8 protein-coding genes are annotated in these 10,718 nt (G+C 69.7%); 2 read left to right on the top strand and 6 right to left on the bottom strand.

Annotated features, from left to right (window positions below):
* Positions 1–15: 15 nt before the first annotated feature.
* From AC3XYG_RS37635 to phnX, 6 genes are all read right to left on the bottom strand, one after another.
* Positions 16–1,221 (bottom strand): efflux RND transporter periplasmic adaptor subunit, encoded by a 1,206-nt coding sequence (locus AC3XYG_RS37635; protein ID WP_489145023.1) that lies wholly within the window; start codon positions 1,219–1,221, stop codon positions 16–18.
* Positions 1,222–1,299: 78 nt separating this feature from the next.
* Positions 1,300–3,657: a hypothetical protein gene (locus tag AC3XYG_RS37630; RefSeq protein WP_489145022.1), complete on the bottom strand. Its 2,358-nt coding sequence runs from the start codon at positions 3,655–3,657 to the stop codon at positions 1,300–1,302.
* Between the two features lie 377 nt (positions 3,658–4,034).
* The gene (locus AC3XYG_RS37625; protein WP_489145021.1) at positions 4,035–4,724 is read right to left on the bottom strand and encodes a response regulator transcription factor; all 690 of its coding nucleotides are present in this window, start codon (positions 4,722–4,724) and stop codon (positions 4,035–4,037) included.
* 126 nt (positions 4,725–4,850) lie between these two features.
* Complete coding sequence (locus tag AC3XYG_RS37620) at positions 4,851–5,294, bottom strand: cupredoxin domain-containing protein (protein WP_489145020.1); 444 nt, start codon at positions 5,292–5,294, stop codon at positions 4,851–4,853.
* Between the two features lie 190 nt (positions 5,295–5,484).
* Positions 5,485–6,663: a TIGR03364 family FAD-dependent oxidoreductase gene (locus AC3XYG_RS37615; protein ID WP_489145019.1), complete on the bottom strand. Its 1,179-nt coding sequence runs from the start codon at positions 6,661–6,663 to the stop codon at positions 5,485–5,487.
* Positions 6,660–7,490: a phosphonoacetaldehyde hydrolase gene (phnX, locus tag AC3XYG_RS37610; RefSeq protein ID WP_489145018.1), complete on the bottom strand. Its 831-nt coding sequence runs from the start codon at positions 7,488–7,490 to the stop codon at positions 6,660–6,662. The genes AC3XYG_RS37615 and phnX overlap by 4 nt, the downstream gene beginning before the upstream one ends.
* 94 nt (positions 7,491–7,584) lie before the next feature.
* Between phnX and AC3XYG_RS37605 the strand changes: the two genes are divergently transcribed.
* Both AC3XYG_RS37605 and tkt read left to right on the top strand, forming a co-directional pair.
* Positions 7,585–8,502, top strand: a complete 918-nt coding sequence (locus AC3XYG_RS37605; RefSeq protein WP_489145017.1) for a LysR substrate-binding domain-containing protein — start codon at positions 7,585–7,587, stop codon at positions 8,500–8,502.
* A 118-nt stretch (positions 8,503–8,620) separates the two neighbouring features.
* Entirely contained in the window at positions 8,621–10,663 is a 2,043-nt protein-coding gene (tkt, locus tag AC3XYG_RS37600; RefSeq protein WP_489145016.1) for a transketolase, read from the top strand.
* Positions 10,664–10,718: the final 55 nt, after the last annotated feature.

Raw genomic sequence — 10,718 nt, 5'->3', positions numbered from 1 at the left:
GCGCGCGGCGGACGATCAGGGTTTGGCGGGGGCAGCGGTGGACGGGTCAGCACTTCGGCCAGACATGGCGGCCTTGTCGGGTGTGACCTTGCTGCCGGGAATGGCCTTCTGGATGCCGCCGATCACCACCCAATCATCGGGCCCGATTCCGTCCTTGACCTCGCGCATGGCCCCTTCGATCGGACCGAGCGTCACCTTGCGCTGTTCGATCACGTCGTCCTTGCCGAGAACCAGGACATAGCTGCCGACCTGGCTGGTGCCGACGGCGGTGTCGTCGATCAGCAGGCCGTCGCCCGGGCGGCCGACCGGGACGCGGATCCGGGCGAACAGGCCGGGCAGCAGGGCCAGGGTCTTGTTCTCGAACAGGCCGCGCACCGTCAGGGTGCCGGTCTGGGCGTCGATCTGCGGCGCGATGTAGTCGATCACGCCCTTGTGCGGATAACCCTCTTCGGTCTGCAGGCCGATCTCGACCGGGACGTCGTGCAGGTCGGACGCCTTGCGGCCCTGGGCGGCGAGGCTCTGCTTCACCTGCAGCGCCTGCTGCTCGCTGACCGTGAAATAGACGTAGATCGGGTCGGTCTGGACGATGCTGGCCAGCTTGGTCGGGCCGCCATAGCCGACCAGGGCGCCGACATCGGCGAGGTGGTTGGTGACCACCCCGTCGAACGGCGCCGTGATCTCGGTGTAGCCCAGCGTGATGGTCGCCATATCGACATTGGCCTGGGCCTGCATCACCCCCGCGGTCGCTTCGTCGAGACGGGTCTTGGCATCCTCGACCTTGGCTTCGGAGGCGAACTGGTTTTTCCCGAGCGAGGACTGGCGGTCGTATTCGGACTGGGCGTTCGCCTGGCCGGCCTGCTGCCGGATCAGATCTGCCTTGGCCTGCTCCAGCTGGGCGTCATAGGTGTCGCGCTGAATGTGGAACAGCGGCGTGCCCTTGGTCACCAGGGCACCGTCCTTGTAGTCGATGGAGACGAGGTCGCCCTGCACCCGCGCCGCCAGATCGACGGCGTTGAACGCCTGCGTCGACCCTGTCAGCTCGAGATAAGGCGTCACCGGCGCGCTCAGCGGCTGCGCCACCGTCACCTTGGGCGGCGGCGGCGGCACATAGGCGTTCTGTTCGTTGCAGCCGGCAAGGCCGAGGCCCAGGCCGCACAGCGCCACGGCCCGCATCGGCCATCCGTCGAAATGGCCCCGCCAGGCGGGCCGCGATATCGTCATGACTGTTCCCCTCGGGCGTGCCGGATCGGCCGCCCCCCTGCGATTTATCGTCTGATCTACAAAGGTTCGCCGGCCCGATTACCGCTGGAACCGCCGGCCCCCCGAGTGCCCTGCGGGCCGCAGCCGTTCCACCCGCTGCTGCCCGGCGCCGCGCGCCTGGCGCTGCGAGTCGAGGTCGCCGACCGTGCGGTTGCTGTCGCGCTGCACCGGCTGCCAGCCGTCGGAGCTGCGCTTCTGCCAGCCATCGCCGCTGTTCTGGTAGACGTTGCCGTCGCGGCCGGCATAGACGTTGCCGTCGTTCCAGGCGACGCCGGAGCCGGTCCGGCGGTTGACGACGGCGCCCTTGCTGTCGACCGACCGGTCGCCGTCATGGGCATTGCCCGACACCGTGGTGCTGGCGGCCCCGGCCACGCCGGTCCGCCGGTTCACCCCGGCGACCTGGCGCCCGGCCTGGTAGTCGCCGCTGTCGACATCGCCGGTGATTCCGGCGCGGCCGGCAGCGGCGACACCCGTTCGGGGATTGACCACGGACCCCTGCCGGCCCGCAGCGTAGCCCCCGGACGACCAGTTGAACGCCCCGGCCCGGCCAGCCTGGCCGCGGGCGCCTGTATAGGGGTTGAAGCCGGAGACGTGGCTGCCGCTCCAGCTCGTGCCGGTCCAGCCGTTCCACCCATTGGCATGGGTGATGGTGCCCCGGCCCCAGCGGCCATAGACATTGACCTGGTTCACGTTGACGTGATGCCAGTTCACATAGCCGCCATCATAGCCCCAGTAGGGTCCCCAATAGGGCGAGGCGGCACCCCACAGCGCCCCGACCGCGAAGCCGAAGGCGAAGCCTTGCGCCGCACTCATGGTGAAGCCGGCGCCATAGCCATAGGTCGCGGGGTAGCCGTACCAGACACCGCCGGAGACATAGGCGGGATAGCTGTAGCCGGTGCCGTAGACCACCGTCCCGGCTGGGCTGACGACAACGCCGAGATAGCCCGGGGTGTAGCCGACCACCACCGCCTGCGGCGTTGCCGAGTAGATCTTGACGTAGGTGACGTAGTGCAGCGGCGAAGACGCCGGGATGGCGTAGATCGCGACTGGCACAGCATCGGCCACGCGCCACGGGCCGGACGCCACGGCGGCGACGAACCAGACACCCTTGGACACAGCGTAGTAGTGCGTCGGATCGACCCGGATCACCGGCACTGCGGTGTTGGCCGCATAGAATAGCGGCGTGCCGCCGATCGGCCGGAAATCCGCTGCACCGCCGGCATAGGAGACGCGCAGGCTGGCCTTGCTGCGGTCCACCGTCGCGGTCTGCGGGATGGAGGCCGCGATCGCGGCCTCCTTCGCCTGCGGCGTCCCGGCGACCGAGACCAGCACATCGGCCTTAGGATCATCAGGCGAAATCTTGGCGAAATCCGCCGGCAGCGCATCCGGCGCGACGAAGCTCCAGGGGCCGTCCGTCCCCGCAGCCTTGAACCAGCGGCCGGAGACCAGCAGGTAGGTCGCGTTGCCGGCGGGATCGACGAAGACGGCGTGATCGGCGTTGGTCATGGTCAGCAGGCTGACGCCCGTGACCGGCGCCAGCTGCGGCGGCCCGTCGGTCAGCACCAGCTCGGTCGGCTGGGTCGCGATCGCCAGGGCAGGCGGCGTTGCCGGCGGCTTGCCGCCATCCGGCAGCAGCGGGTCGGGCGCGGCGGATCTGGCGGCGGCCGTCGCGGCGGCGCGAAGCGCCGCCGATGGTGCGGTGATGACAACCCAGGACCCGTCCAGCCCCGGCGCCTGATACCAGGATCCGGCCGCCTGGATATGGAAGCCGGTGCCGTCCTGCAGGATCAGGACGCGGGAATTCACCACCCGCTGGAACCCGGCGGCTCCAGCGACCGGCTGCAGCACAGGGTCGCCGTCGATCTGCACCAGCACGGTCGGGGCCGCGGCGAAGACGATCCGCGGCGGGTCATTCTGCACCGGCACCCCGGCCTGGGCTCCGCCCTGCTGTTCCGCCGCATAGCTGGTCTGGAGATGGTCGAGCGCGACCGTCATGCCGCCGGGCGGCAGTCGGGCCTGCAGCGTCGCCTGCAGCTCGGATGCCGCGCCGGGGTCGGTCGGAACATCGACCTTGTCGATCGTAATCCCGCGCAGCCGGGCCAGGCCCGCCGTTTTGTCGATATCCGCATCGGCGCTGAATTCGGCGACACCGTAGGTCGGGCTGGCGTCCTTGGCCCCGATGGCGATGGCGGCGCGGCCCGACAGATGGTCGCCGGCCCATTGTTCGATCTGCGGCTGGTAGATCTCGATCCGCTGGCCGCCATGGTCGAAATCACGAGGCCAGCCCAGGCTGGACAACGGGTCCGGCGCCGCCTGCGCCCAGGCTTCGACACTGGCCCATGTCATGGCCGACAGGCCGATCGCGAACACGCCCACGAGACGAATGACCTGGCCCATGATCTCTCCAACGCGACGGATTCTGGATGCGGGCAATTCCGGCGGAGCCATCCTTCGGCCCGGCCGGATCAGAATGAGACAGCGGTGCGCAGCGAACAGGCGATACCGGATTTGGACATCAGCAGCAGCCATCGCAAAAGACCCAGCCTTTTCGGGTCGATCCCGTCCGCCATGTCCGCCCCCTGAAAATCTCCGGGCAACAAGGATCTGCAGCGTTGCGTGTGGCGCGTCTGAAAGCACGCCGGATTCGATGAAACCGCCAATTCGATCGATGAAGCGACGCAGACACGCGCCGTGGGAATCGATCTATCCAAATCAGATCCGCCCAAAATCAGATCCGCGTCGATTGAGGGACGCGGGCCCGGGACATCAATGCCTCACCCTCTCTCCCGCCCCAGCAGCACCGCCACGGCCTGGGCGCGGTTGGCAGCGCCCAGCTTCTCATAAAGGTTGCGCAGGTGGAATTTGACCGTGTTCGGTGACAGGCCGAAGCAGCGGGCCAGGCCCTCGTTGCTCAGGCCTTCGGTCAGCCGCTCCAGCAGCTCGCGCTCGCGCACGGTCAGGCCGGCCAGCGGGTCGGCCGCAATCGCCCGGCCCAGATCGAGGAATGGGAACATCATCCGGCTGCGCGCCACCTCGGCCACCAGGTCCAACAGGCGCTCCGGCGGTTCGGATTTCGACAGGAAGCCGGCGGCGCCCAGCTGCATGGCGGCGCGCGCCACCTCCAGGTCCGCACCGGTGTAGACGACAATGCGGGGCAGGGGTCGAGTGGCCCCAGCCGCACCAGCCCGCAGCGCCTCCAGCACGGCGCGGCCGTCGCCATTGGCCATCACCCAGCCGATGATGCCGACATCGAAGTCGAAGCGCGCCACTGCGTCGAGGAAACGCTCGCCGTCGCTGGCCGAGACTGCCAGCTCGAACCGCCGATCCTCGCCGAACAGCGATTGCAGACCGCGCAGCACCAGCGGATTCTTGTCGGCGAAGCCCAGCCGGATCGGGTTCGCCACCGCGACGGACAGGTCGGGCAGGGGCTGTGGCTCCGGCTGGTGTGGCGTCGTCCTGGTCATCCGTGTCCTGGCCGCGCGGGCGGCCGCTGGGTCTCGCTCCCCCGATGCTAACGCGTTCCGGCCCCTGCTGTCCGTCGTCCTTGCGACCAATGCGGCGGGCAAAACGGCGCATCCGTGCTGTGCCCGCTACTTGACGATGAACGTGCCGCTCATGCCCGGCGCATCGGTTTCCGGCGCGTGGAAGGTGAAGGTGCCGGGGCGGATCGGCACGAAGGAGATCACCGCCTTGCCGGCGTCGTCGAACTCGATCGAATCCAGCCCCAGCGGCCGGACCTCGACCTTGTTGATGACGACCTCGTTGATCCAGATGTTGCGGAAGAATTCGGGGGCGCTGACGCCCAGCTCGGCCGTGCCGTCGGCCTCGATCGTCCAGCGGTAGTATTTGCCGGCCTCCAGCTCATAGGGCTTGGTCGGGAAGGCCAGGCCGGAGGAGAGCTTGAGCGTCTCGAGGTTGGTGCCGCGCACGGTCAGCCCGGCCTGGGCCGCAGCCGGGCCGGTGGTGGCGAGCAGGGCAGGGGCGGTGAACAGGGCCAAGGCGACGAGCGCGCCGCAGGTCGTCGATGCACGCATTCCGGACTCCTCCTCCTGGCGCCGGCTAGGCGGGGTCACGGATGTTCCGGGGCGCCGCCTGGGCCGGTCGTTGTGATTTCAGTCCGGAGTATGACGGCGGGCACCGGGACGGTCGACGGCGGAAACCCTATCCGCCGTCGTCCTTTGGTCCAAGGAATGGGCTTTGGTCCAAAGAATGCCGGCCGGGAGGCTAGAGAGCGGCGGCCGTCTCCCTCACCGGCTGCGCCGCGGCGCCATCGAACAGCCCGGCCACCACCTCCTCGGCCAGGGCGAAGCTGGTGCTCATGCCGGTGCCGCTGGTGACCTGGACCACCCGGGTCGCCGCATCCGGCGCTTCGGCGAAGGCCTCGGCCGGGCCGGAGGGGTAGATGCCGATCCAGCGCTCGGTCACCTCGGGGGCCGGCAGGTCCATCAGCTCCGCCAGGTGGCGCAGGATCAACCCCTCCACCGCCTGCGGCGCGAACGGGTCCGGTGCGTCGTCGTAGTGATGGGAGTCGCCGACCACCAGCGAGCCGTCGGCGCTCTGCACCACGATCAGATGGATGCCGTTGGCCAGCGTCTCCGGCACCTCGGCCGCCAGCCGGGCCTTCAGCGGCGCCGCCTCCGGCAGGTCGGCGAAGCCGTGGTAGCGGCCGAGGCTGAGGTCGCCCATCACGGCCGCGGGCAGGCGCCAGCCGGGGGCGGCGACGCGCAGCATCTGCAGCTTGCACAGGGTGGTGCGATGCCGGGCCATGATCTCGGGGAACAGCGATTTCAGATCCGGGCCGGGGCAGACCACGATGCGGTCGGCCAGGATCGGGCCCGCGGTGGTCTCGACCCGCGGCGCCTCGACCGCCCGCACCGACACGCCACGGCGGAAGACGACGCCGTGCGCGGCCTCCAGCCAGGCGGCCAGGCGCGGGATCGCCTCGCGCGGCTCGACCCGCAACTCATGCGGGCTCCACAGCCCGCCGCGCAGCCCGTCGGCCCGCGCCATCGGCAGCCGCTCCAGCGTGGCGGCAGCGGACAGCCGGTCGCAGCCGTCGCCCATCTCCGTGCGGGCGAAGGGGTCCAGCACGGCCTCCGCCTCCGCGCTGCGGGCCAGCAGGGCGGTGCCGCGATGCAGCACCGGGATGCCGGCCTGCGGTGCGACCTCGGCCCAGACATCGCGGCTGCGCCGTGCGCGGCGCCAGGTCGGGCCGGCCGACTGGCCGCTGATGGTGACGAAGCCGAAATTGCGGATCGAGGCGCCGACGGCTCTGATGTCGCGGTCGATCACCACCACCCGCAGGCCACGGCGGGCGGCGGCCAGGGCATGGGCCAGGCCGACGATGCCGGCGCCGACGACGGCGAGATCGTATCGCCCCGTGCTTGTGACAGGTTGGCTCACGGGGTCTCTCCGGCGGCGATGCGGGCCTCGATCCGGTCGATGGCGGCGGGAACCTCGGCGATGCTGTCGACCACCTCATGCGCGCCGGCCTGGTGCAGCCGCTCGGTCGCAATGTGGCGCAGGACGGCCTGGCGGTCGGCCGGCAGGGCGGCCCATTCCGGCGCGGTCAGCCCGACCTCGTTGCCGCTGACGGCCAGGGCGATGGTCCATAGGCCGCCGTTCAGCCCTTCGGCCACGTCGACCACGGTGTCGCCGATCTTGACCGCGGCCTGGACCGGGTGGACGTCCAGCTCGATCAGCGCCTTCAGCGCCATCGACGGGCCGGGACGGCCGGACGGGGTCTCGCCAGCGCAGACGATCACCTCGGGCGCATATCCCTGCTTGGCCGCCGCCGGGATCACCACCTCCATCACCCGGCGCGGGAAGCCGGTGGTGGTGCCGATGCGGATGCCGCTGGCGGCGAGCGCCGCCATAGTGTCTGTAGTCCTGGGGATCAGCACCGCATGCCGCGCCACCGCCGCGACCTGCAGCGGCAGGAAGCGGTCATACAAATCGTCGACATCGGCGGTGATCGGGTCACGGCCATGCGCCCGGTGCCAAGCGGCGGCGACCGCGGGCATGTCGAGCAGGGTGCGGATGTGGTCCCACTTCGCCATGCCCATCGGCAGCCGCGCCGTGGCCAGCGGCACCTCGACCCCGACCTTGGCGAAGGCGTCGACCAGCGAGGTGATCGGCGCCTGGCAGCCAAAGTCGATGGTGGTGCCCGCCCAGTCGAAGATCGCGGCGCGGATCGGGCCGGCGTAGCGGCGGCGATAGGTGAAGCTCATGGGGCGCTCCCGGGGATCGGTGGTGAACCGGATGGCGGAAGGAAGCCAGACAATCTAATATTGATCCAATTCATATTCTCCATATTGATCATTGATGAGCTCAACACTGAACGTCCAGCTTCGCGCCTTTCACGCGGTGGCGACCGAAGGCAGCTTCACCAAGGCGGCGCGGGCGATCGGCGTGTCGCAATCGACCCTGTCGATCGAGGTCAAGGCGCTGGAGCAGCGTTACGGCGTGCAGCTGTTCCGTCGTTCCGACCGGACGATCGAGCTGACCCTGCTGGGCGTCGAACTGATGACCTTCACCAACCGGGCCTTCACCGCGCAGGCCGAGGCCGTGGAGCTGCTGCAGGGCACCAGCCGGGTGCCTACCGGCACGCTGCGACTGGGCGCGGACGGGCCGTTCCACGCCATGCCGCTAATCGCCGCCTTCACCGGCCGGCATGACGGCGCCCGGGTGCGGATGACGGTCGGCAACGCCCAACGGGTGCTGGCCGACCTGGTCGACATCCGCCTCGACGTGGCGCTGCTGGCGCGGGTGCCGGGCGATCCGCAGCTGCATGCCCTGCCGCTGTGGCACGACCCGGTGCATGTGCTGCTGCCGCAGGCCCATGCCCTGGCCCGGCTGTCGGCCGTGCCGGCGACGCTGATCGCGCAGGAGCGTCTGGTGATGCGCGAGGCCGGGTCGATGACGCGGGAGACGGTGGAGCGCGCTTTTGCCGCGATCGACCTGCCGCTGGCGCCCTGGATGGAGGTGGAGGGGCGAGAGGCGTCGCGCGAAGCGATCGCCGCCGGCCTGGGCATCGGCTTCATGTCGGCCGCCGAGATGACGCCGGACCCGCGCTTCGTCAGCCGCCCGATCGATGGCTGCCGGGTCGAGATGGATGAATATGTCGTGTGCCTGCGCGAGCGCCAGCGCCTGGCCATTGTCCGCGCCTTCCTCGACATCGCCGCCGAGGCCAGCCGTCTCAGGCGCGAAGCGGTTGGCTTGGGCCAGAAGATGGGATCATGATCGGTCCTCGACCCTCTTCGGCCATGGAGTGGAACCGCACGACCTGCCGTTGACCCCCATGTCCCGCCCGACGACCGTCTATGATTATCTGGCCACGCTTTCGAGGAGTTCGCGACCCATGACCGGCACGACCGACCAGCCTGTGGCAGCCCCGCTTCCCACGCCCCGCGACCCCCAGCTCTGGGCCCTGGCCAACTGCATCCGGGCCTTGTCCATGGATGCGGTGGAGCGCGCCAAGAGCGGCCATCCCGGCATGCCCATGGGCATGGCCGACATCGCCACGGTGCTGTTCCGCGACTTCCTGACCTTCGATGCCGCGGACCCGCACTGGATCGACCGGGACCGCTTCCTGCTGTCGAACGGCCATGGCTCGATGCTGCTGTACAGCCTGCTGTACCTCACCGGGTACAAGGACATGACGATCGAGCAGATCGAGCGTTTCCGCCAGGTCGGCAGCAAGACCGCGGGTCACCCGGAATACCGCCACGCCGACGGCATCGAGACCACCACCGGGCCGCTGGGGCAGGGGACGGCCAATTCGGTCGGCCTGGCGCTGGCCGAGCGCATCATGAATGCCAGCTTCGGCGACGAACTGGTCAATCACTTCACCTATGTCTTCCTCGGCGACGGCTGCCTGATGGAGGGCATCAGCCATGAGGCGATCTCGATGGCCGGGCACCTCAAGCTCGGCAAGCTGATCGCCTTCTTCGACAACAACTCGATCACCATCGACGGCCCGACCAGCCTGTCCGTTTCCGACCACCAATCCGACCGGTTCCGGGCGTCGAACTGGCATGTGATCGAGATCGACGGGCACGACACCGACCAGATCCACGCCGCGATCACCGAGGCCCAGGCCGTCACCGACAAGCCGACGCTGATCAACTGCCGCACCATCATCGGCTTCGGCATGCCGACCCGGGCCGGCACTCAGAAGGCGCACAGCGACGCCCCGGGCGAGGCGGAGATCGCCGGCGCGCGCGAGCGGCTGGGCTGGACCGCGCCGCCCTTCGAGATCCCGGACGACCTGCTGCAGGCCTGGCGGGCGATCGGCTCGCGCGGCCAGGCGAAGCGCCTGGCCTGGGCCGAGCGGGTGAAGCAGGCGCCGGAACCGCTGCGCGGGGATTTCGAGCGCCGCAACCGGGGTGATCTTCCCGCCGACTGGAAGCAGGCGATCGTGGCCGCCCGGCAGGACTTCCTGCAGGGCGGCAAGCCGATGGCGACGCGGCAGGCCAGCGGCGCCGTGCTCGACCATCTCTTCGCCGCGATCCCCGAACTGCTCGGCGGATCGGCCGACCTGACCCCGTCCAACAACACCAAGGCGGCCGGCGAGGTCGAGATCCGCCCCGGCGAATACCGCGGCTCCTATGTCCATTACGGCGTGCGCGAGCACGGCATGGCGGCAGCGATGAACGGCATCGCGCTGCATGGCGGCCTGATCCCGTATGGCGGCACCTTCATGTGCTTCTCGGATTACTGTCGCCCGTCGATCCGCCTGGCGGCAATGATGGAAATCCGCACCATCTTCGTCATGACCCACGATTCCATCGGCCTGGGCGAGGACGGCCCGACCCATCAGCCGGTCGAACATCTGGCGGCGCTGCGCGCGATCCCGCATCTGGCCGTGTTCCGCCCGGCGGATGCGATCGAGACCGCCGAATGCTGGGAGGTGGTGCTGGACACGCCGCGCCGGGCCGCCCTGCTGGCCCTGTCGCGCCAGCCCCTGCCGCTGCTGCGGCACGAGGCGGGCGCCGAGAACAAGTCGGCCAGGGGCGCGTATGTCCTGCTCGAAGCCGAGGGCGGCCCGCGCCAGCTGACCATCATGAGCACCGGGTCGGAGGTGCAGCTGGCGGTGGCCGCCCGCGACGTGCTGCAGGCCGAGGGCGTGCCGACGGCGGTGGTGTCGATGCCGTGCCGGTTGCTGTTCGAACAGCAGGATGCCGCGTATCGCCGGGACGTGCTGGTCGACGGCACCGCCCGCGTCGCGGTCGAAGCAGCGGTCGAACTGGGCTGGGAGCGCTATCTCGGCTTCGACGGCGCCTTTGTCGGCATGCACGGCTTCGGCGCCTCCGGCAAGATCGCCGACGTCTATGCCAAATTCGACATCACCACGGACGCCGTGGTGAAAGCCTGCCGCGAGACCCTGTCCCGCCGCGCCTGAGGCGTCGCTGCGACGGGAGGGGAGGGGCCGCGCCTAAGGCGCGGCCCCTCTTTCA

Source organism: Inquilinus sp., assembly GCF_057815775.1.
The sequence above is the reverse complement of the archived record's forward strand: the minus strand, read 5'-3'. Positions and strand labels throughout refer to the sequence as shown.